Annotated in this window: 10 protein-coding genes, 1 pseudogene, 1 CRISPR repeat array and 1 riboswitch; of the genes and pseudogenes, 8 read left to right on the forward strand and 3 right to left on the reverse strand. The window is 72.5% G+C overall.

Features of this window, described 5'->3' with window-relative positions; all coding sequences use genetic code 11:
* Positions 1-37 precede the first annotated feature (37 nt).
* Positions 38-664: a precorrin-8X methylmutase gene (locus tag E0L36_RS04310; protein WP_180928594.1), complete on the reverse strand. Its 627-nt coding sequence runs from the start codon at positions 662-664 to the stop codon at positions 38-40.
* 891 nt (positions 665-1555) lie between these two features.
* Positions 1556-2836: pseudogene (locus tag E0L36_RS04315) on the reverse strand (cobalamin biosynthesis protein CobG); the annotation flags it as partial.
* Positions 2837-3270: 434 nt separating this feature from the next.
* Positions 3271-3394: riboswitch (cobalamin riboswitch) on the forward strand.
* A 30-nt stretch (positions 3395-3424) separates the two neighbouring features.
* On the opposite strand from E0L36_RS04315, the gene cobN reads away from it, so the two are divergent.
* A complete protein-coding gene (gene cobN, locus E0L36_RS04320; RefSeq protein ID WP_180927491.1) occupies positions 3425-7111 on the forward strand; it encodes a cobaltochelatase subunit CobN in 3687 nt (1228 codons plus the stop codon).
* A gap of 108 nt (positions 7112-7219) precedes the next feature.
* Here the strand turns inward: cobN and E0L36_RS04325 are convergent, their stop codons facing one another.
* Positions 7220-7720: a GNAT family N-acetyltransferase gene (locus E0L36_RS04325; RefSeq protein WP_180927492.1), complete on the reverse strand. Its 501-nt coding sequence runs from the start codon at positions 7718-7720 to the stop codon at positions 7220-7222.
* A 173-nt stretch (positions 7721-7893) separates the two neighbouring features.
* On the opposite strand from E0L36_RS04325, the gene E0L36_RS04330 reads away from it, so the two are divergent.
* The 7 genes from E0L36_RS04330 to casA all read left to right on the forward strand — a co-directional run bounded on the left by E0L36_RS04330 (position 7894) and on the right by casA (position 22749).
* A complete protein-coding gene (locus E0L36_RS04330; RefSeq protein ID WP_219636095.1) occupies positions 7894-8826 on the forward strand; it encodes a CPBP family intramembrane glutamic endopeptidase in 933 nt (310 codons plus the stop codon).
* 316 nt (positions 8827-9142) lie between these two features.
* Positions 9143-10555 carry an amidase gene (locus E0L36_RS04335; RefSeq protein WP_308416625.1) on the forward strand — a complete coding sequence of 471 codons (1413 nt, stop codon included), beginning with the start codon at positions 9143-9145 and terminating at the stop codon, positions 10553-10555.
* A gap of 574 nt (positions 10556-11129) precedes the next feature.
* On the forward strand, positions 11130-11669 hold the full coding sequence (locus E0L36_RS04340) for a hypothetical protein (RefSeq protein ID WP_180927494.1): 540 nt from the start codon (positions 11130-11132) through the stop codon (positions 11667-11669).
* A 127-nt stretch (positions 11670-11796) separates the two neighbouring features.
* A complete protein-coding gene (locus E0L36_RS04345) occupies positions 11797-14199 on the forward strand; it encodes a DUF6571 family protein (RefSeq protein ID WP_180927495.1) in 2403 nt (800 codons plus the stop codon).
* Between the two features lie 116 nt (positions 14200-14315).
* Positions 14316-14798, forward strand: coding sequence for a hypothetical protein (locus E0L36_RS04350; RefSeq protein WP_180927496.1), 483 nt, complete (start codon positions 14316-14318; stop codon positions 14796-14798).
* 325 nt (positions 14799-15123) lie between these two features.
* Positions 15124-16743: direct repeats of the CRISPR family, unit length 29 nt; unit sequence CTGCTCCCCGCGCACGCGGGGATGGACCC.
* 336 nt (positions 16744-17079) lie between these two features.
* The gene (locus E0L36_RS04355) at positions 17080-17646 is read left to right on the forward strand and encodes a hypothetical protein (protein ID WP_180927497.1); all 567 of its coding nucleotides are present in this window, start codon (positions 17080-17082) and stop codon (positions 17644-17646) included.
* A gap of 264 nt (positions 17647-17910) precedes the next feature.
* On the forward strand, positions 17911-22749 hold the full coding sequence (gene casA, locus E0L36_RS04365; protein ID WP_258015892.1) for a type I-E CRISPR-associated protein Cse1/CasA: 4839 nt from the start codon (positions 17911-17913) through the stop codon (positions 22747-22749).
* The last annotated feature ends 59 nt before the right edge of the window (positions 22750-22808 follow it).

The following is a 22808-nucleotide window of genomic DNA, read 5'->3' on the forward strand; positions in this document are numbered from 1 at the left end:
GGGCCGGTGTCCGGGGTGTGGTGGGTCTGCTGCTCGCTCACTCTGCCTCGCTCGCTATCGCGTTGATCGCGGCGGCGGCGAGGGCGCTGCCACCGCGCCGCCCGCGCACGATCAGGTAATCGAGTGCGGACGGGTCCGCCGCCAGCGCGTCCTTGGACTCGGCCGCCCCGATGAACCCCACCGGGACGCCGATCACGGCCGCCGGGCGCGGGGCGCCGTCCCGCACCATCTCCAGCAGCCGGAACAGCGCGGTCGGCGCGTTGCCGACGGCGACCACCGCGCCCTCCAGCCGGTCGCGCCAGAGTTCCAGCGCGGCGGCGCTCCGGGTGGTGCCGAGCCGCTCCGCGAGCCCGGGCACCGCCGGATCGCCCAGCGTGCACAACACCTCGTTGTCGGCGGGCAGTCGGCGCCGGGTGACGCCGCTGGCCACCATGGTGGCGTCGCACAGCACCGGCGCGCCCGCGCGCAGCGCGGCCCGGGCGCGGGCCACCACGTCCGGGGTGTATCCGAGGTCCCGCACCAGGTCGACCATGCCGCAGGCGTGGATCATCCGCACCGCCACCTGACCGACGTCCGCGGGCAGTCCCGCGAGGTCGGACTCGGCGCGGATCGTGGCAAAGGACTGGCGGTAGATCTCCGCGCCGTCCCTCTCGTACTCGAACACCGTGCTGCCGTCCCTCTCGCCGTCGCGCTGTCTCGTCGTCTCGTCGCCGGGACCGGGAGGGGTCCCGGCCCGCCGTTCGCCGTCCCGGGCGTCCCCCCGGCGCGCCGTCGCCGTCCCGGTCCCCGGGTCGGCCCGCGCGGTCCCGTCGCGCGTCCGCACCCCCGGACGGCCCGAACCGCCCCCGTCAGCACGGTTGTTCGGCCCGGCAGGACCGGCGGGGCTGACCGCGCCGACGGGCCCGTCCGGCCCGGCCCGGCCGCGTGTGGCGGCCGTCCCGGCGTCCGCCGGTGCCCGCCGGGACGGGGGCCGCCCTCCGACCACCGGCCTCTCCGCGCCCGGCAGTTCGCGGGACGCCGCGTCAACCGGCCCACCCCCGGCGGCCGTTGGGTCAGCCGTCCGGGGACGGGCCGCCGGGAGAACCGCCGCCGTCAGTCCGGTGGCCGCCGACACTCCGGTCCCCCCGGCCGTTCCGCCCGTCGTGGCCTCGGCGGCCGGTACTTCGGAACCCGTCGGCGGGGGCGTCAACGACCGCTCAGCGCACGACTGTTCGGCGGGCGGCTGTTCGGCGCGGCGTGCCGCGCCGACCGCCCGCCGCAGGGCGTCCCTCACCGCCCCGGGGGCGCGGCCGGTGTCCGGCACCCGAAGGGACCACGCCGGGCCCGTCGCCCCGTCCGGGGACTCCCCTCCGGACCCTCCTCCGGGATGTCCGGACCCTCCTCCGGGATTCGGCCAACTCGCCTCGCGCGTATGGGAGATCGCCTCCCCGGATCCGGACGGGACCGGCTCCCGCCCTCCGGCCCCGTCCGGATCCGGTCGCCGGACGGAGACGGTGTAGCCGTCCTCGTCGGCCACCACCTCGACGCCCGCGCCCTTCGGGCGCCCGCAGCGCCGCGCGCAGCCGGACCAGTACACCGGCAGCGGATGGGGGCCGCCGCCACGGGTCGCGGAGGCCGCCGCCCGCACGTCACGCAGCGCCCTGCCGCAGCCGGGGCGCCCGGCGCAGGCGCCGACCCCGGCCCAGGCGGACTCCGCGCCGACCACCAGCCCCTCCGCGCCGAGCGCCGCGAGGAGCCGTTCGGCCCTCGCCTCCGGCACGCCGGGCACCAGCACCCCCCGCCACGGCGTCACCCGGAGCGCGTCGCGCCCGTGCCGCTCGGCCAGCGCGGCCAGCGCCCGCCACCGCGCGGCGGGGAACCGGCCGAACGGCGCGGTGACCGAGAGGGTGTGCCGCCCGTCCGGTCCCGGTACCACGCCCAGGGGCGGGGGAGTTCCGGGCGGCCAGCCCGGTGGGTGGCCGAATCCAGCTGTGCCGTCGGTATGTGGAGCGTGGTGGTCCGGGGTGCCCGGAGGGGGCGGAACCCCCGCCGAGCGGAGCGTCGCGGCGAGCCGTTCCGCCGACAGCGCGTGCTCGGGCGGCAGTTCCCGCACCCGCCAGAAGCGCGGAGCGGGGGCGGGTTCCCCGTCTCGACCGGTGGTGGGACCGCCGGTGGCCGGGGGAGTGCATGTCTCCCGGGCGGCGGCGGCGCGTTCGGCCGCGGCGTGGAACGCCTCGGCGGCCAGCAGCGCGGCACGGGGCGCGGCCCCAGCCGCCACCCGCACCCCGGGGCGCTCGGCGCCCGCGTGGAGCAGGGCGGCGGCCCCGGGGAGCGCGGTGAGCGTGATGTCCGCGCCGAGCGCCGCGACGTCACCGCGTCCGTCGTCGAGGGCGAACAGGAAGCGCCCGGAAAGCCGTACCGTCCATTCGCTGGCGCACAGTAGTTGGTCGAGCTCCGCCGCCCAGTGCGACACCGGTGCCGCGCCCCGGCCGTCCAGTCCGCTCAGCGGGGAGGCGACGATGTTGCGCACCCGCTCGTGCCGGGGTGACGGCAGTAGTCCGGCCGTCGTCAACCCGGCGGCCAACTCCCCTTCCACGCCCGGACTCAACCCTCTGAGCTGTATGTTCCCCCGTGAGGTGAGATCGAGGTGGCCGTCCCCGTGTCGCTCGGCCAGTCCGGCGAGCGTCCGGGCGGCGGTGGCGGTCAACAGGCCGCCGGGGAGCCGGATCCGGGCCAGGAACCCGTCGTCCGCCCGGTGGACCCGGAGGGCGCCCGGGCAGGCGTCATCCCGGTCGCGAACACGCGAATCGACGCGTCTCGGTGAGCGGGAGGGGAGCTGTGGCATGGCGGCGAGCATACCGACGCGCGCTCGGGCGGCCACGTCACACCGGTGGCGGCCCACCCGGAAAAACGGGTGTACCGGGGCGATTCGCCGCCCCGGCGGCGCTCGTCGTCCCGGCCCACCGACGACGGTTTCCGGCCAGTCCACGACGGGTTTCCCGCACCCGAAACCCACCCCCGCGACCACCCCGGCGAACCCCGAACCACCCCCGAACCACCCCCGCGACGACCCCGGGAACCGGCCCACCGAACCCCCACCACCCGCCCAGCCCCCAACCCGAAACCCACCCGGCGCCCCGCCCGGAAGCCGCCAGCCGAGCCACCGCCCGTCGAGCCGTCGCCCGCCCAGCGCCCGCCCGTTCCAGCCGCCGGTCCATCCCCGGCGGCCGGTCCCGTATCCGGTCCGGTGAGCTGCCCGTACTATGGTCCGCGGTGGATCGCGTCGCGTGGTCCATCACCGCCAGAGACGGCGTCATGGGAGGAAGCCCGGTGTGAATCCGGCGCGGTCCCGCCACTGTGAGCCCGGTGTGAGCCGGGTGAGCCAGGAACTCCCGCCGTCCTCGTCACCGCCCGGGGCGCGGACCCCGAGGAAGGCCATACGCGCATGCTCCTGCTGCTGTCCACGTCCGACACCGACCTGCTGAGCGCGCGTGCCGCGGACGGCCCGGTTCCGTACCGTTTCGCGAACCCCGCACGGCTTCCCCTGGACGCGCTCCCCGCCCTGCTCGACGGCGCCGACCTCGTCGTCGTCCGGCTGCTCGGCGGACTCCGCGCCTGGCAGGACGGCGTGGACGCGCTCCGCGCCCAGCACCGCCCGGTGATCTTCCTCACCGGTGAACAGAGCCCGGACGCCCAGCTGATGGAGGCGTCCACCGTCCCCGTCGGCCTGGCCGCCGAGGCCCACGCCTACCTCGCGCACGGCGGCGCCGAGAACCTCGCCCAGCTCGCCCGGTTCCTCTCCGACACCGTGCTGCTCACCGGCCACGGCTTCGACCCCCCGGCTCCCGCGCCCTCCTGGGGCCCGCTGGAGCGCGCTACCCCGCGCCCGGCCACCCCCGCCGCGACGGGAGACGAACCGGAGCGCCCCACCCCGCCCACCGTCGCGGTGCTCTATTACCGAGCCCACCACATGAGCGGCAACACCGCGTTCGTGCACGCCCTGTGCGACGCCGTCGAGACCGCCGGTGGACGGCCCCTGCCGCTGTACGTCGCCTCGCTCCGCACCCCGGAGGACGGGCTGCTGGAAACGCTCCGCCAGGCCGACGCGATCGTCACCACCGTGCTGGCGGCGGGCGGCAGCCGCCCCGCCGAGGCGTCCGCCGGAGGCGACGACGAGGCGTGGGACGCGGGCGCGCTCGCCGCGCTCGACGTGCCGATCCTCCAGGCGCTCTGCCTGACCAGCTCCCGCGCCGACTGGGAGGACAACGACGAGGGCGTCTCCCCGCTCGACGCCGCCAGCCAGGTCGCGGTACCCGAGTTCGACGGGCGGCTGATCACCGTCCCCTTCTCCTTCAAGGAGCTGGACGCGGACGGCCTGCCCCGCTACGCCGCCGACCCCGAACGCGCCGCCCGCGTCGCCGGGATCGCGGTACGGCACGCCCGCCTGCGCCACGGGCCACGCGCCGCGAAGCGGCTCGCGCTGGTCCTCTCCGCCTACCCCACCAAGCACTCCAGGATCGGCAACGCCGTCGGGCTCGACACCCCGGCCAGCGCCGTCGCGCTGCTGCGCCGCCTCCGCGCCGAGGGCTACGACCTGGGCGACGAGGACACCCACCCGGTGCCCGGCCTCGCCACCGGCGACGGCGACGAACTGATCCGCGCGCTGATCGACGCGGGCGGCCACGACCAGGACTGGCTGACCGAGGAGCAGCTGGCCCGCAACCCCGTCCGCGTGCCCGCCGCCGACTACCGCCGCTGGTACGCCCAACTCCCCGCACAGCTACGGGAGTCCGTCGAGGCTCACTGGGGACCGCCGCCCGGCGAACTGTTCGTCGACCGCTCCCGCGACCCGGCCGGCGAGATCGTCCTCGCCGCGCTGCGCCACGGCAACCTGCTGATCCTCATCCAGCCGCCCCGCGGCTTCGGTGAGAACCCGATCGCGATCTACCACGACCCGGACCTGCCGCCCTCCCACCACTACCTGGCCGCCTACCGCTGGATCGCCGCCGACCGCGCGGACGGCGGCTTCGGCGCCGACGCCATGATCCACCTCGGGAAGCACGGCAACCTGGAGTGGCTGCCCGGCAAGAACGCCGGACTCTCCGCGGCCTGCGCGCCGGACGCCGCGCTCGGCGACCTCCCGCTGGTCTACCCGTTCCTGGTCAACGACCCGGGCGAGGGCACCCAGGCCAAACGCCGCGCCCACGCCACCCTCGTCGACCACCTCGTCCCGCCCATGGCCCGCGCCGACTCCTACGGAGACATCGCCCGGCTGGAGCAACTGCTCGACGAGTACGCGGCGATCTCCTCCATGGACCCGGCGAAACTGCCCGCGATCCGCGCCCAGATCTGGACGCTGATCCGCGCCGCCCGCCTCGACCACGACCTCGGCCTGGAGGAACGGCCCGACGACGACGGCTTCGACGACTTCCTGCTGCACGTCGACGGCTGGCTCTGCGAGGTCAAGGACGCGCAGATCCGCGACGGACTGCACGTACTCGGCGCCGCCCCCGAGGGGCCCGAACGCGTCAACCTGGTGCTGGCCATCCTGCGGGCCCGGCAGATCTGGGGCGGCCGCAGCGCGCTCCCGGGCCTGCGCGAGGCGCTCGGCCTCGACGAGTCCGCCGCCGCCCGCGCCGGGGCCGACGCCGCCGAGGAGCGCGCCCGCGCCCTCGTCGAGGCGCTGGAGGAGACCGGATGGGACCCGGCGGCCGTGCCCGGGGTCATCCGCGAACTCCCCGGGGAACAGCGCGAACAGGTCGGCCAGGTACTGGACTTCGCCGCCCGCGAGGTCGTGCCCCGGCTGGCCGCCACCACCACCGAACTGGACCACGCGGTGCACGCGCTCAACGGCGGCTTCGTGCCCGCCGGGCCGTCCGGCTCCCCGCTGCGCGGCCTCGTCAACACCCTCCCGACCGGGCGGAACTTCTACTCCGTCGACCCCAAGGCCGTCCCCAGCCGCCTCGCCTGGGACACCGGACAGGCCCTCGCCACCTCCCTGCTGGAGCGCTACCGCGCCGACAACGGCGACTGGCCCGCCTCCGTCGGCCTCTCCCTCTGGGGCACCAGCGCCATGCGCACCTCCGGCGACGACGTGGCCGAAGCGCTCGCCCTCCTCGGCGTCCGGCCCGTGTGGGACGACGCCTCCCGCCGCGTCACCGGACTGGAGCCGGTCCCGCTCGACGAACTCGGCCGCCCCCGCGTCGACGTCACCCTGCGCATCAGCGGCTTCTTCCGCGACGCCTTCCCCCACACCGTCGCCCTGCTGGACGACGCGGTGCGGCTCGCCGCCGGACTCGACGAACCCGCCGAACACAACCACGTCCGCGCCCACGTCCAGGCCGACCTCGCCGAACACGGCGACGAACGCCGCGCCACCACACGGGTGTTCGGCTCCCGCCCCGGTACCTACGGAGCCGGGCTGCTCCAGCTCATCGACAGCCGCGACTGGCGCACCGACGCCGACCTCGCGGAGGTGTACACCGTCTGGGGCGGCTACGCCTACGGCCGCGAACTCGACGGACGCCCCGCCCGCGCCGAGATGGAGTCCGCCTACCGCCGCGTCGCCGTCGCCGCGAAGAACACCGACACCCGCGAACACGACATCGCCGACTCCGACGACTACTTCCAGTACCACGGCGGCATGGTCGCGGCCGTCCGCGCGCTGCGCGGCACCGCCCCCGAGGCGTACGTCGGGGACTCCACCCGGCCCGAGACCGTTCGCACCCGCAGCCTGGTCGAGGAGACCTCCCGGGTCTTCCGCGCCCGCGTCGTCAACCCCCGCTGGATCGAGGCCATGCGGCGCCACGGCTACAAGGGCGCCTTCGAACTCGCCGCCACCGTCGACTACCTCTTCGGCTACGACGCCACCACCGGCGTGGTGGCCGACTGGATGTACGACCGGCTCGCCGGCACCTACGTCCTCGACCCGGAGAACCGCGCCTTCCTCCAACAGGCCAACCCCTGGGCGCTGCACGGCATCGCGGAACGACTGCTGGAGGCCGAGTCACGCGGTATGTGGGCCAAGCCGGACCCCGCGGTACTCGACGCGCTGCGCGAGGTCTTCCTGCACACCGAGGGCGAACTGGAGGACGACGAGGACCCCGACGAGGACCCTCACCCCACCCGGTAGTCCGGACCCCGACCCGGGACGGGCGGGCGACGCCCCCCCCCCCGCCCCGGCCCGGGACGGCCCGAAACGCCCCCCACGGGTGGTGGACCAGCCCGCCAACGCGCGACCTCACCAGGGGCGCACCAGGTCACGCCGGTACCAGGTGCCCAACGCCCCACCGAGGTCGGCCGGTTCGGCGGGGCTGACCGGGGCGAACCCGGCCTGGGTCAGCACCTTTCCGGACGCCACGTTCTCGTGTGCGGCGGCGGCCCACAGGGTGCGCAGCCCGTACCGTGTCACCGCCAGACCGCACAGCTCCCGGACGGCCGCGCTCGCCACACCCCGTCCGGCGACGTGCCGTGCGACCCGGTAGCCGACATGAGCGGCGCCCTCCTCGACGTCGACCAGGTTGAACCTGCCCAGCACCGAACCGTCCCCGGCGACGAGCACGTGGAACGCGCAGGCTCCGGCCTCCTGTTCGGCCAGCAGGGCGGCGTACCGGTCGGTGAACCGCTCGAAGAAGGCGTCGCCACGGTCCGGGACCCAGGCGGCGAAGTAGGCACGGTTCGCCAACTCGAAGGCCAGGACCGCGGGAGCGTGGTCGGCACGCAGCAGCGTCAGCTCGGGCATCGCGCGACCCTACCCGGACGGCCGCACCGCATGTACCCACCACCGGCGGTCACTTCCGGAACCGGGCGGCACCGGGTGGGGAAGTCCCCCCGGAGGAAGGGGGGTTGGACGCACCCTCGACGCACGCCCTAGCCGGTTTTCCGGCCTCCGCGCCGGTCCATAGCGTCCCTGGCATGACGACCTGGACCGGCCCCTTACCGCTCACCCACCGCCGACGTGGGGTGATCGCCTATCTCGCCATCGCCTACGTCGGCATGTGGGCGGCCATGTCCCCGCTCCTGCTCAGCGGCTACCAGCGCGGCGACGCGCGCGAGGACACCGGCGCGCTGGAGGAGGCGTGTATCGCGGTCGCGATGCTGGCCCCCGCCCTCGCGGCCCTCGTCGTCGTCCGCTGGATCGAACGCGGCGGCCGGGCACGGGACGTCCTCGCCCTGCGCTGGGAGAAACCCTGGGGCCGGGCCGTCCGGTCCTGCCTGACGGCCTTCGCCGTCCCCGCCGCCCTCACCGCGGCCGCCCTCATCCTCGCCGCCCTCGCCGGCCGCTACCCCTTCGCCGGCGTGCGCTGGGACGGGCTCGGCCCGTGGGCGGCCGGAGCCGTACTGGGCATGCTGCTGTCCCTCCCCCTGTTCTTCGGCGAGGAACTCGGCTGGCAGGGCTACCTCTTCCCCCGCCTCCTGGGGAACGGCGACCGGCGCCGCGTGCTCCGCGCCTACGTGCTGACCGGGGCGGCCTTCGCCCTGTGGCACCTGCCCACCCTGCTCATGGGCGGCCAGTACCCGGGCCGACCCTGGTGGGTGTCGGTGCCCGCGATGCTGGTCAGCTGCCTCCTCATCCTGCCGGTCCTCACCTGGCTGCGGCTGCGCTCCGACTCGGTGGTCCCCGCCGTCATCGCGCACGCGGTGGTGAGTTCCGTGAGCGTCGGCATGGTCAAGGAGTTCGCCGACTCCGACGCGGAACTCGACCCCCTGCACATGGGGCTGGCCGGATGGCCCGGCTGGATCGTCACCGGCGCGTTCGTCACCTTCCTGGCCGTGACCGGCCGCCTCCATCCCTCCCACTACGCGACCCCAACCACCCCCCGTACGAGCCCGGTTGGCCACCGCTGACCCCCTCCCGCGACCCCCGCCACAAACCAGCCCCCCACACCGCGACCGACCCGCCCCCGGACGCACCGCGCGATCCCCCGGGGCCACCCCGCGCGCCCCGCTGCTCGCCCTCCGCCTGCCCACTCCGCCCCCACCCGCACCACCCGGCCCCTGAACCGTTCCGCCCCGCCGTCTCCACCGTCCCCACCGTCCCCACCGGCAGGGATCCGACCACATGACGACGGGAGGCCCCGCCGTCGTTGCGTGCTACACCTTGCCGACGCCGCCATGGCCGTCTAGCTTGAGGTGTTCGCGACGATCATGGCGGGAGAGGTCCGTGAGCGAGACCGTGCACGTCTACGGCGACGACATCCTCGGAGAGCACGACGCGGTGGGCCTCGCGGCGCTGCTCCGGAAGGGCGAACTCGACCCCGCCGAGGTGGCCCGGGCCGCCGTCGAACGCGTCCGCGTGGCCGACCAGCGGCTCAACGCCGTCCAGACCCCGCTGTACGAGGAAGCCCTGGCCACCACGGCCGGGCAACCCCGGTCCGGCGCGGGGGTGTTCGCGGCGGTCCCCAGCTTCGTCAAGGACAACACCGACTACCGGGGCGCCCCCACGGGCCACGGCAGCGCCGCGTTCACCGCGCGCCCCGCCAAACGGCACGCCGCCTTCACCCGGCAGTTCCTGAGCACCGGTGTCACCGTGCTCGGCAAGACCCGGCTGCCCGAGTTCGGCTTCAACGCCAGCACGGAGTACGAGCACGCCGAACCGGTCCACAACCCCTGGAACACCGCGCACAGCGCGGGCGGTTCGTCGGGCGGCAGCGCCGCGCTCGTCGCCTCCGGCGCCGTACCGGTCGCGCACGCCAACGACGGCGGTGGCTCCATCCGCATCCCCGCGGCCTGCTGCGGACTCGTCGGACTCAAGACCTCCCGGGGCCGCATGGTCGCCAACGACCAGGGCAGCAAACTGCCCATCGACCTCATCAGCGACGGGATCGTCAGCCGCACAGTGCGGGACACCGCCGCCTTCCACGCCGCCGCTGAACGGCACTGGCGCAACCCGGAGTTGCCCCCGCTCGGCCACATAGAGGGCCCCTCCGACCGGCGGCTCACCATCGGGCTGCTGCTGGACTCGCCCACCGGGGCCCACACCGACGACGCCACCCGTGCCGCCGTCACCGCCACCGCCACGGCGCTGGAGGGCGCCGGGCACACCGTCGAACCCGTCGAGATTCCCCTGGACAGCCGCTTCGAGGAGGACTTCCTCACCTACTGGGGGATGCTCTCCTTCCTCTCCGGGGCCACCGGACGACTGCTCCACGAACGCGGCTTCGACTCCCGCCGGATGGACGGCCTCAGCCAGGGACTCCGCACCCGCTTCCGGCGCCGCCTGCGCAGCGCCCCCGGCGCCCTCTCCCGGCTGCGACGCGCCACCGCCGACTACGTGACCGTCTTCCGCGAGCACGACCTCGTCCTCTCGCCCGTCCTCGCCCACACCACCCCCCGGCTCGGCCACCTCAGCCCGGCGGTGCCCTACGACACGCTCGTCCAACGCCTCACCGCCTACGTCGCGTTCACCCCGCTCAACAACGTCATCGGTACCCCCTCCATCGCGCTGCCCGCCGCCACCACCGAGGACGGACTCCCCATCGGCGTCATGCTCTCCGCGCGACACGGCGACGAACGCACCCTCATCGAGACCGCCTTCACCCTGGAAGCCGTCCAACCCTGGCCCACCCACCCATAACCCGGCCGCGCCCGGGGCCGCGTCGGTCCCTAACCGTCCCCCGCGCCGGGCCCGTTCCTCGCGCCCACCAGCCCGAGGCCCGGTCGCCCCGCCGTCCAACTACTCTGGCGCTCTGCCCTCTCCAACCTTCCGGCGCCCCGCGCCATCGGGCACCCCCGCCCGGACCCGTCACGAGGTTCCTCTCCCGCGAACGCCCGTAGCCACAGGTCCTGTTGGCGTGCAAGTGCGTTCCGGCCACCCCCACTCCACCAGCCCCGTTTCGGACACCCTGGCCTACGGGCGGTGAGCGAGTTCGCGACGGAAGGGCGTCGTGGAGGTCTTCGTCGGGCCAACTGGCCGAAGTCCGTGCGCTCCCGCCCAACCGCCGGGCACATGAGCGCCGTTCGGACGCCCCGCCCGTAACCCTCAAGCGCCCGTCCCGCACCCGCCCTTACGTCAGGGGCTCGGGCACGACGTGGCCGATACCCGCCCCCGAGGCCAACGTCCTCTGTCTGACGCGTTGTTAGTGTCCCGGCGCGGGGCGCCACTGTCCGGCGCCCCGTACGCACGGACGCACACCGACGACGGGGGTCAGATGTCCGAGAAGCCGCACACGCCGGACGGTACGGCCCACCCCGGCGCGGCGAACGACGCCGACGAGAGCGCCCCCGCCACCCGGACGCGGATCAACGGCGATCCGGACGCCTGGGGACTCCACGGCGGTTCGGGCCCCGGAGCCTCCCTCAAGCACTCCCGAACCGCCAAGCAGAAGGCCGCCTTCTACGTCGAGGACCACCTCGGCCCGGAGACGCGCAAGGCGGGACGCCTGACCGACGCCGGGAGAAGCGCCGGGTCGGGCGGGGACTCCGGCGGGATGCCGACCGAGCTGAAGGAGTGGGAGGTGGCCGCCGGGCTGGCCCACCGGCAGGAGCGCTGGCTGCGCAGCCTCACCCGCCTGGAGCGGCGCCTCGAACGGGAACACAGGGCGCTGGGCGAGAACAACCGGCTCTTCCAGAGCAACGAGGACCGTACCGGTGGACAGTTCCCCGGCCCCACCCCGTCACCCCGACTCCGCAGCCCCATCGACCAGTTCATCGACAACGCGCGCGGCGACACCCCCGGAACCGGCCGATGACCCACGGCGCCCCACGGCACGGACGACCGCTGACCGGAGTGGCGTTCGACATGCGGGCGACGCTCCCCGACACGCGTGTGACGAGACCATCCGCAAGAACGAGACCATCCGACAAGGCGGAGACCACGTGGCCATCGACTACGACGCCATCATCCACACCGACCTGACTCCCCTGAAGGACGCGTCGAAGGACTGGAAGCGGATGGGGGAGCGCTTCGGCGAGCTGGAGGCGGACTACCGGCGGCATGTACGGCGCACCGTCAACGACACGTGGCAGGGCGAGTCCGAACTCGCCTACCGCACCCAGGGCGACGTGACCCTGGAGGAGTACGGCGAGGCCAAACGCGAGGCCCGGGCCGTCAGTCGGCTGCTGGCCGAGGCGCACAGCACGCTCAGCGAAGGCAGGAAGCGGCTGTTGCGGCTCGTGCGCGAAGCCAGGGAAGCCGGGATGAACGTGGACAGCCGTGGCCGCTGCACCCTCGACGTGGACCGGCTGCCGGAGAACGAACGGCCCGCCAGCCGCGAGGCCGCCATGGCCCGGCGACAGGGCGAGGAACAATGGACCGACGCGATCGCCAAGCAGGTCAAGGCCGTTCAGGAGGACGACCACAACCTCCGGCTCGCTCTCGCAGCCCGCGCGAGGGACAACGACAGGGGCACGGAGGGCGGGTTCGACGGCGGACTCAAGGGCGACGCGGGCCACGTCAACTCCGCCCGGGCCAAACACCTCCTCACCAGACTCGGTGACGGCGACGACCTCTCCCGCAAGGAGCGACAGGAACTCGACTTCCTCCTGGGAGCCAACAAGAAGGACCCGGAGTTCAGCCGCGCCGTGCTCAACTCCCTCGGCCCGGAAGGCACCATCGAGACCGCCAACCGGCTCAACGACCTGACGCGCGGCAGCGGACCCCACCGCGCCCAGTACGGCGATTTCCAGCAGGGGCTGGCCACCACCCTGGCCACCGCGACAAAGGTCCCGGAGTTCAAGGACGACAACGGAAAGGTGCTCAAGCCCGGTACCTCCGGCTACGCCGAGAAGTACCGCGAGTGGGAGAAAAGCCCGGCCGGGAGTTTCTACCGGGACTGGCGCGCCGACATGCGCAAGGCCGGAGTCGAGACGTACACCTCCAGCGCCGTGCAGAAGGAGACCTGGCAGTCGGGGCAGAACTCCAACCCCCGTGGCTACCAGACCCTCGTCACCCTGATGCGACAGGGCGACAGCTACTCCCCGCAGTTCCTGCACGACGTCGCGGACGACATCCGCGCCGCCGAGGAGAGGGAACCCGGAGTCTGGAACCTCCGCGGCGGCTTCCACGGAAAGGACGGCGGCTGGTTCGCCAACGACCCCTACGACGGGGTGCTTGGCGTCATGGCCAAGGACCCCGACACCGCCGCCACATACCTCGACCCGAAGTCCGACCCCGACCCCACCGACGGAAAGACGGAGCGGAACGACCGTCTCGCCTACCTGATCAAGGAACGGAAGGACGGCTGGGAGGTCGTCAACGGCGAGTCCGAGGGCGGCTCCACCTCCCCGGGTGTCGCGGGTGGGACACCGCGCACCGGACCCGTGAACACGGAACGGGACAAGGACGCCTTCGCCGGGTTCGAGGACGCCCTCAAGGCCGCCGCCACCGGCCGTCTCCCCGACACCGAGGCGAGCGCGGGGCCCTCCTCCCACTCGGCGGCCAACGCCTCGGTCATGGAGGAGACGGTCAGGATCTTCGGCAAGGACCCCGACCTCATCCGAGGGGACGGCGATCTCGTCAACCTGCGCCCCACCCTCGGCAAGATGATCTCCGACTACCCCGGTGACGTGCAGCACCCGATGTACGGCGACGACACACCGGCCAAGGGCACCCGCGCCGACTTCCGCCCCGGTGACCTGGCGAACTTCCTCTACGCCACCGGCCGGGACCCCGACGCCTACGCCTCCATCGTCACCTCCCAGGAGACCTACACCGCCTACAACATCCGAGAAGCCATCGGCAACCTGCCGTCAGACGCGGACAAGAGCGACGCCCGGGACGAGATCAGCGACGCGGTGCGCAGCGGAGCCAAGGTCTCCGGCATCCTCAGCGAGGCCAAGGCGGCGGGAATGTACGAGGACGCGGTTGGTGAGGCCCAGGACTACAACGCGCGGATCGACGAGAACAGCAAGTGGGTCAACCGTTTCGTCGGCGCCGGTATCGAGTTCGCCTCCGGAGCCCACCGAGCAGGCGAGATCTTCGCCGCACCCGCCACCTGGCTCCAGGAAGACCTCAGCGACTCCATCACCGAACGAATGAAGAACGACGTTCCTCAGGTCGCGCAATATGCCGAGGACAAGGGCAGATACGATTTCGCGGAAACCGAGGAGGCATTGAGAGACCATATGGAAATGGTAGTCAAGAACGCGGCAGAGGAGGCAGGGGTTAAGGGGAGTGTGAGGGATTCCATGGAGTCGGGGGCAAGGGGGCAGGCAGGGGATTCATTCGGTGCGGGGTCCAATATGGCGCGGGGTCGCGGTAATCCGGACCCTGCGGAGTAGGGGAAATGATGTCATGTTCTGGTTCCCGTCGACGGGGCGTTGGGTTTGCGGGTGTAGTGCTGGCGTGTGTCACGTTGGCCGCCGGTTGTTCGGAGTCTCCGAAGCGTGAGTACGCGGTGCCGAAGAATCTCTGCGGTCTTGACGTTCCGCAGGCTCTCTATGAGGAGATGTTCCTCCCAGGGAAGAAGATCTACCATCAACTGCACGGTAGCTGGAAGGAGTATAAAACGGACTCTCCAACCTGCAAGTATATGGTGGACGGAATGCCGGCGGTATCTTTCACACCTTCCTGGGAGTATTCCAGTGAGAAGGGGTATCCGGATCCGCTGTTTCAGGCACGTAGGAGGTCGGTAAGTGAATCGAAGATGTATAAGGCAAAGTATGAGACGGCGACGTGGCCGCGAGGGGCGGCTTCGGTGATGCGGTGCTTGCGTGAGCCCAGTAGCAAGAGCGGGGCTGATCGATTCATGGTCGTCGTGTCGATGGCAAATGCTGACCTGGAGAATATTGATGGTGATCGAGCCCACGAGTACTTCGGGAAACTGTCCGAGGCGGTGATGGAAGAGGTGTCGAAAAAGATCAAGTGCCCGAAGCCTTGACTGGGCGAGAGGTCAAGCCGCCCCGTCCGCGAGGGTGTTGTTCCGGTTCGGCCCCACCGTGCTCAGTGCGGGCGGACGGTGCGTTCATTCCAACGTGCCCGTGGAGGCCGTGCCGACCATCAGGCTTCGAGGCCCATGCAGCCCGACCCCCGCCGTCCCGGCCGTCCAGGTGACCCCCGCGTCGGACCCGTTCCCCCCTCTGCTCGCTGCGCGGGGGCTGCCCGTCCGGCGCTGCCAGCTCTAGCCTGCTATAGGTGAAATGACCGAATTCCTGAAAGTGGCAATCCATCACCTCACGCGCCCATAAACTCCCAGCTCAGTTCCTCTGCTCCCCGCGCACGCGGGGATGGACCCTTCCGCGAGGAGTACACCGGGTCGAGGATCTGCTGCTCCCCGCGCACGCGGGGATGGACCCCGGATCGGGGTGATCGCCACCGCGTCCCACCCCTGCTCCCCGCGCACGCGGGGATGGACCCAGCTCCACCGCAGTGTCCGGCAGGCTCGCGCCCTGCTCCCCGCGCACGCGGGGATGGACCCGGGACCGGCTTGTTCACAGATCCATCTCCATCCTGCTCCCCGCGCACGCGGGGATGGACCCGCGGCTCCACAGGCCGCATCGAGGCGCGCTACCTGCTCCCCGCGCACGCGGGGATGGACCCCTCGCCGCATTGTCGGTCCTCCCCGTTCCCCTCTGCTCCCCGCGCACGCGGGGATGGACCCGGCGACTCCCGTGCGGCGCTGGGCCGCCTCGGCTGCTCCCCGCGCACGCGGGGATGGACCCTTCCCCGCGTGCGGGGAACGGGTGCGGCCGGACTGCTCCCCGCGCACGCGGGGATGGACCCGGGACGCCGCTGACGCGTGACTTGTGGGACATCTGCTCCCCGCGCACGCGGGGATGGACCACAACAAGCAACTGTGCGTACGCTGCCAGGGCGCTGCTCCCCGCGCACGCGGGGATGGACCCCTGTTCGGCGAGCGGGGCCGGCACCCGTACGCGGACCGGCTGCTCCCCGTGCACGCGGGGATGGACCCGTCACGTCGCGAGAACACCAGATCGCACTCCTCTGCTCCCCGCGCACGCGGGGATGGACCCCTCGCGGATTGCAGACTCACTTTGCGGACAAGCTGCTCCCCGCGCACGCGGGGATGGACCCTCGGTCACCTCGTCCGAGGTCAGCGGCCGGGCCTGCTCCCCGCGCACGCGGGGATGGACCCGGCTTCGCGCGGTGCCAGTGAGGCCATGCCGCCTGCTCCCCGCGCACGCGGGGATGGACCCGGCTTCGCGCGGTGCCAGTGAGGCCATGCCGCCTGCTCCCCGCGCACGCGGGGATGGACCCCACCTGTGGACGGCGTTCGGGCCCACCAATGTCTGCTCCCCGCGCACGCGGGGATGGACCCTCCCTGCCGACCTGCGCTCAGCGAGCGAATCTGCTCCCCGCGCACGCGGGGATGGACCCGCCGAAGAGGGGGTCGACTCCTCGCCCGAGACCTGCTCCCCGCGCACGCGGGGATGGACCCGGGGCCTCGAACTCCTGAAGGCGCGAGGCCAGCTGCTCCCCGCGCACGCGGGGATGGACCCGACCACCAGATCCGCCCCGCCGAGTTCGCGACCTGCTCCCCGCGCACGCGGGGATGGACCCGCGGCAGCCAACGGCAGCACCGTGCACCGGTTCTGCTCCCCGCGCACGCGGGGATGGACCCGTCTTCCCGAGGCTCACCCGCTGGTGACCCTCCTGCTCCCCGCGCACGCGGGGATGGACCCGCGTCCGTTCGGAGTGATGGTCCGGCGGGGGCGCTGCTCCCCGCGCACGCGGGGATGGACCCCCCCTCCCCTGTGTCGAGGTGACGGTGTTGGCTGCTCCCCGCGCACGCGGGGATGGACCCGTCCCCGAAGCCCCGATGCGCCCCGACTTCGTCTGCTCCCTGCGCACGCGGGGATGGACCCTGTGATGGTGGGCAACTGCGCGGTATCGATGCGCGCATGGTCTGTCATGTGCCGGGCAATGGCTTTTCCAGCCTCGGGAGGCTTGCGGAGCCTGGTGGGGCGGCAGGTGCGGGTGTACACGGCTGTAGCGGAGCGTGATACTGGCGCACGCCCTGGAGGGCCGGTGGCTGCCGCGAGCGGAGCGACGCGCCCCGGCTGGCGCCGGTCAGGCGCCCCTGATCTATCTGGCACGGCCAACGATCCCCCGGAAGGATGAATGTGACGCACCGTCATCACAGCAGCTCACACCGATCGCCTCGACGACGTGGGCTGTACACGCTGAGTCTGGTCACGGCCGTGTCCTTGAGTGCGGCGGCGTGCCAGGGCTCCGGTTCGTCGTCCTCGGACGATAAACCCTCCTCCTCCCCCAGTCCGTCTTCGGCGTCGACCGCCGCCAGCTCGCCCGCGGCCAGTCCCTCTACGGGGGAGAAGGATCAGGTCAAGCAGAAGATCCTCAAGGCGTACGAGGGCTACTGGACGGAGCAGGTCAAGGCCTACAGCGAGGGGACCACGAAGGGCACGAAGCTGGAGGGCTACGCGAGCGGCGCCGCGCTGGTGCAGGCCCAGGAGGGTGTCGCTCAGGTCACCAAGGACGGGTACCGATACCGCGGGAAGCCGCGGCACGACGCCAGCGTCACGGAGGTGACCCCTGCCCGGAATGGCCGGCTGGCGATGGCCACAATCCGCGACTGCCTCGACATCTCGCGGTGGCACAGCGTGAACCGCAAGACCGGAAAGGTCAGCCCGCTACCGAAGGGGCAACCGGAGCAGTTCATCGTCACGGTCACCGTCGAGGACTGGGGAGAGAAGGGGGAGGCGGGATGGGTGGTTCTCAAGGACGAGCCGTCCGCGCGGGAGTGCTGAGCGGGCTGGTGTGCTGCTCCCCGCGCACGCGGGGATGGACCCCATCTGACTTGGCCTTCGTGACCTACTTTGAACTGCTCCCCGCCCGCGCGGGGATGGTCCTCATCCGTCGATGCGCGGAGGCCCACAGCTCAGCTTCTGCCCCGGCGGAGGTGGGGGATCGGTCGGTGGACGCTAGTGGGCGCGAGTGGTCAACTGCGTTCAATTTGAGTGTTGTTCCGAACACCGCGCAACGAGTAGGTCTACGACATGTCGAATGGCCCCATGCATCAGGGCGACGGCGAACGGGGTTCCCCGTTCGCGCGGTTGTCCGCCCCCGCTCGCAGGGCCTGGGGCAAGCACGACCGGCGAACTGACGGCTGGCTGCCGCTGTGGCGGCACATGGCCGACAGCGCCGCCGTCGCTGGCAGGTTGTGGGACGAGTGGCTGCCGGAGAACGTCAGGGCGCTGTTGGGGGAGGGGCTACCGGGGGGAGTGGCGGACGGGCGACAGCTGGTGCGCTTTCTCGCGGGGGCGCACGACGTGGGGAAGTGCACCCCGGCGTTCGCCTGTCAGGTGGACACGCTCGCAGACCGTATGCGGGACCGGGGCCTGGAGATGCCGTACCGGAGGGAGTTCGGTCAGGATCGGCGTATGGCCCCGCACGGGCTGGCCAGTCAACTGCTGCTGGAAGAGTGGCTGTTCGAACGCTTTGGTTGGCGGCACCGCGTGGCCGGGCAACTGGCGGTGGTGTTGGGCGGCCACCACGGGACGCCACCCTCGCAGGAGCAGATTCATGCTTTGCGTGTGCGTGCACGGTTGTTGCGGACTCCGGGGCGTAGCGAACGAGTGTGGCGGGAGGCGCAGTTCGAGTTGCTGGACGAGTGCGCTCGCGTCTCCGGAACGAACGAACGCTTTCCGGAGTGGAGTTCGGCGCGGATTCCGCAGACGGCGCAGGTCCTTCTGAGCGCGGTGGTCATCGTCTCGGACTGGATCGCGAGTTCGGCGGAGTTGTTTCCGTACGAACCGGAGTCAGGTTTCGGAGGGTTCGACGAGGCGCGCCGGTTGACCGCCGCCTGGACGGGGCTGGATCTCCCGCCGCCCTGGGTGCCGTCGGAGCCCGCTGGTTCGGTGGAGGAACTGTTCGCTGAGCGGTTCGCGTTGCCGCACGGGGCGCGGGTGCGACCCGTGCAGGCCGAAGCGGTGCGGATGGCAAGGGAGTTGGACACTGGCGGGATGCTGGTGATCGAGGCGCCCATGGGCGAGGGCAAGACCGAGGCGGGGTTCGCGGCGGCGGAGATCCTGGCGGCGCGCTCGGGCGCCGGGGGTGTCCTGGTGGCGCTGCCGACCCGGGCGACGGGGGACGCGATGTTCCCCCGACTGCTGAGCTGGCTGGAGCGGCTGCCGTCGGTGGGGCCCACGTCCGTGACGCTCGCGCACGCCAAGGCGGCGCTGAACGAGGTCTGGGCCGGGCTGTTGGAGGTGGGACGTCGGCGGATCGCGGCGGTCGAGTCGGACGGCGCGACGCGGATCCAGCGGGCCCGGGACGCCCGCCGGGACAATCCCGCGGAGTTGCAGGCGCACCAGTGGTTGCGTGGGCGCAAGAAGTCGTTGTTGTCCTCCTTCGCGGTGGGCACCATCGACCAAGTGCTGTTCGCCGGCTTGAAGAGCCGCCATCTCGCCCTGCGGCACCTGGCGTTGGCGGGCAAGGTGGTCGTCGTCGACGAGGTGCACGCCTACGACACGTACATGAACACCTACCTCGACCGGGTGTTGGGGTGGCTGGCCGCGTACCGGGTGCCGGTGGTGCTGCTCTCCGCGACCCTGCCGGAGGGGCGACGACGGGAGTTGCTGGCCGCTTACGCGAACGGTGGTGTGACGACGCTCGGTTCGCCCTCCGCGTCCGTCTCCCCGCCGGACTCCGCCTCCCTCTCCGCCCCGGAGACCGACTCGGGGACGGACTCGGCCCCTCGTTGCCCGGCCGGGCGACCGCACGCGCAGGCGGCCGAAGTCTCCGAGGGCCACCCGCCGGACGCGACGCCGCCGGACGCGACGCCGCCGGACGCGACGCCGCCGGACGCGACACCGGCGGGCGTCTCGTCTGACGCGATACCGGTGGGCGAGGTGGTGTCCCCCGCGGCCCCCGATCCCGACGGGGGCGTCGCGACCGGCGCGGGGGTGACCGGGACCGTGTACCCACTGATCACTGCGGTGGCGCCGGGTGGCCCGGTACGGACGGCGAGCCCGGAGGCGGCGGCCGGGCGCAGGACCGAGATCGTGCTGGAGCGGCTGGCGGACGGGCTGCCGGTCCTCGCGGACCGTCTTGAGCGTGAACTCCGCGACGGCGGTTGTGCGTTGGTGGTACGGAACACCGTCGCCCGGGTGCTGGACACCGCGCGGGTGCTGCGGGAGCGGTTCGGCGACGGTGCGGTGACGGTCGCGCACTCCCGCTTCGTCGCCGCTGACCGCGCGCGGAACGATGCCGAGTTGCGGGAGCGGTTCGGCCCGGACAGCGAGACACGTCCGGCCGGTCCGCACGTCGTGGTCGCCAGCCAGGTCGTCGAGCAGTCGCTCGACGTGGACTTCGATCTACTGGTGACGGATCTGGCCCCGGTTGACCTCGCGCTTCAGCGCATGGGGCGGCTGCACCGTCATCCACGCCCGCGACCAACCCCGTTGAGGCGGGCACGCTGCCTGGTGACGGGGGTGGACTGGCGAACCGACCCGCCCCGCCTGGCCCGTGGATCGATCGCGGTCTACCGCGCCCACCACCTGCTGCGGGCGCTGGCGGTGCTCGGTCCTCATCTGGACGGCGCGCCACTGGTGTTGCCGAAGCACATCAGCCCGCTCGTGCAGGAGGCGTACGGGAAGACGCCGGTGGGGCCGGAGAGTTGGGCGCCGGTACTGGACAAGGCCGCGAGTGCCGAACGCGATGCCGTGGCGGAGCAGCGGGAACGGGCGGAGCCCTTCCGGCTGGGCCCGGTGCGCCCGGCGGGGCGACCGATCGTCGGCTGGCTGTACGGCGCCGTGGGAGACACGGACGAGAGCCGCACCGGCCGGGCCCAGGTGCGCGACACCCGGGAGAACCTGGAGGTGCTGCTCGTCCAGCGCTGCCGGGACGGGCGGTTGAGGACCCTCAGCTGGCTGGAGGGCGGCCGGGGCGGCCTGAGCCTGCCCGAGCACATGCCGCCACCCCGGTGGGCCGCCGAGGCGGTGGCGGCGAGCGCGCTGACGCTCCCCGCCCAGTTCTGCAACAGCCGCACCATCGATCGGACACTCGACGAACTGGAGCGCTTCCACGTCCCGGCGTGGCAGAGCACTACCGAATGCCCGTGGCTGGCAGGCGAGTTGATTCTGGTTCTGGACGAGGAGTGTCAGACCCGGCTGGCAGGCTTCGACGTCCGCTACAGCCGCGCCGACGGGCTCCTGGTGGGGCCCTTCGAGTCGCCCCCGACACAGGAAGTGGAGTCCATGCGGCGGTCGTTCGACCTCATCACCCGACCCTGGCTGACGGCGTTGCGCACCGACGGGGAGTTCACGGAGCTGTCGCTGACGGAGGTCTTCGCCCGGGCCGGGGAGATACGGCGGCTGGTCGGTGACCTGCCGACGCAGGAACTAGCCCTGCTCCGTCTGTTGTTGGCGATCCTGCACGACGCGGTGGACGGGCCGGTCGACCAGGAGGACTGGGAGCGGCTGTGGCAGGCGAAGGACCCGTTCGGGGGTGTGCCGGAGTATCTGGAGCGCCACCGGGAGCGTTTCGACCTGCTCCACCCTGAGCAGCCGTTCTTCCAGGTGGCCGGGTTGCACACGGCGAAGCACGAGGTGTCGCCGCTGAACCGGATCGTGGCCGACGTCCCGAGCGGCGAGGCGTTCTTCTCGATGCGCCGACCCGGGGCCGACCGTCTGGGGCTGGCGGAGGCGGCCCGTTGGGTGGTGCACGCCCACGCGTTCGACGTGTCAGGCATCAAGTCCGGGATGGTGGACGACAGTCGGGTCAAGAGCGGGAAGGTCTATCCGCAGGGGGTCGGCTGGACCGGCAACCTCGGCGGCGTCTTCGCCGAGGGCGACACGCTCCGTGACACCCTCCTGCTGAACCTCATCCCCTACGAGGTGGACATCCTGCGCCCGGGGCGTGGCGCGCTGGACCGTCCGATCTGGCGTCGTCAGCAGCCCGGGCCGGGCGCGGTCGACCTGGACGAGGAACCGGAGACCGCGCGACCCACCGGGCCACGTGACCTGTACACCTGGCAGTCCCGGAGGATGCTGCTCCACACCGAGGGCGAGGAGGTCACCGGCGTCGTCCTCGGATACGGCGACCCACTCACGGCGCACAACCGCTGGGACCTGGAGCCCATGACCGGCTGGCGGCGGAGCCCCGCCCAGGAGCGGAAACACGGTCTGAAGGCAGTCCACATGCCGCTCCAGCATGACCCGAGTCGGGCCGCCTGGTGGGGACTTGAGGCAGTGCTTCCCCACCTGGCGACCGGTGCCGACAGCGGCCGGGACGTCCCCGAGCGGCGGACCTCCGGAGTGGTGCGGTGGCTGGCGATGCTGGCCAACGAGGGCGAACTGCCCGCGCACACGCTGCTGCGCACCCGCGCGATCGGCGCGGTGTACGGCACCCAGCAGTCCGTGGTGGACGAGGTGGTGGACGACGAGATCCCCCTCCCCGTCATCCTCCTGCACGAGGAGTACCCGCAGTACGGCACCCTGGCGCTGGACGCGGTCCGGGAGTCCGAGCAAGGTGTGCGCGCGTTGGGACAGTTGGCGGGCAACCTGGCTCGCGCCGCCGGTTCCGACCCGGCCGCCCCGAGTACCGCGGCGCGCGACCGGGGCTACGGCGCCCTGGACGGACCGTACCGGCGCTGGCTCGCCGGCCTCGCCGCCGTCCCCTCCCCGGAGCGGGCCCGGGACGAATGGCGGCGCACCGCCCGGCGGATCCTCACCGACCTGGGTCGCGAACTACTCGACACGGCGGGAGACTCGGCGGAGACGGGACGGCTCGTCGAGCATCAGAAGACGAAGCGCTGGGTGGACGCGGCCCGCGCTGAACTGTGGTTCCTGCGCGACCTCAACGGAACGCTGCCCCGGCCCGGTTCGCGCTTCGCCACCGACCCCGCCTGACCCGCCCGTGACCCCGCCTGACCCGCCCGTCCGCCACCGTCTCCCGCGTCCGGACACGT

The sequence above is a fragment of the Streptomyces sp. AJS327 genome, from assembly GCF_013450295.1.
Classification (GTDB): Bacteria; Actinomycetota; Actinomycetes; order Streptomycetales; family Streptomycetaceae; genus Streptomyces.

What these genes read in the sequence shown, in the direction of transcription:
- E0L36_RS04325 (WP_180927492.1), bottom strand. Translation starts at nt 7,720, where the DNA reads ATGCCCGAGCTGACGCTGCTGCGTGCCGACCACGCTCCCGCGGTCCTG.
- E0L36_RS04330 (WP_219636095.1), top strand. Translation starts at nt 7,894, where the DNA reads ATGACGACCTGGACCGGCCCCTTACCGCTCACCCACCGCCGACGTGGG.
- casA (WP_258015892.1), top strand. Translation starts at nt 17,911, where the DNA reads ATGCATCAGGGCGACGGCGAACGGGGTTCCCCGTTCGCGCGGTTGTCC.
- E0L36_RS04340 (WP_180927494.1), top strand. Translation starts at nt 11,130, where the DNA reads ATGTCCGAGAAGCCGCACACGCCGGACGGTACGGCCCACCCCGGCGCG.
- cobN (WP_180927491.1), top strand. Translation starts at nt 3,425, where the DNA reads ATGCTCCTGCTGCTGTCCACGTCCGACACCGACCTGCTGAGCGCGCGT.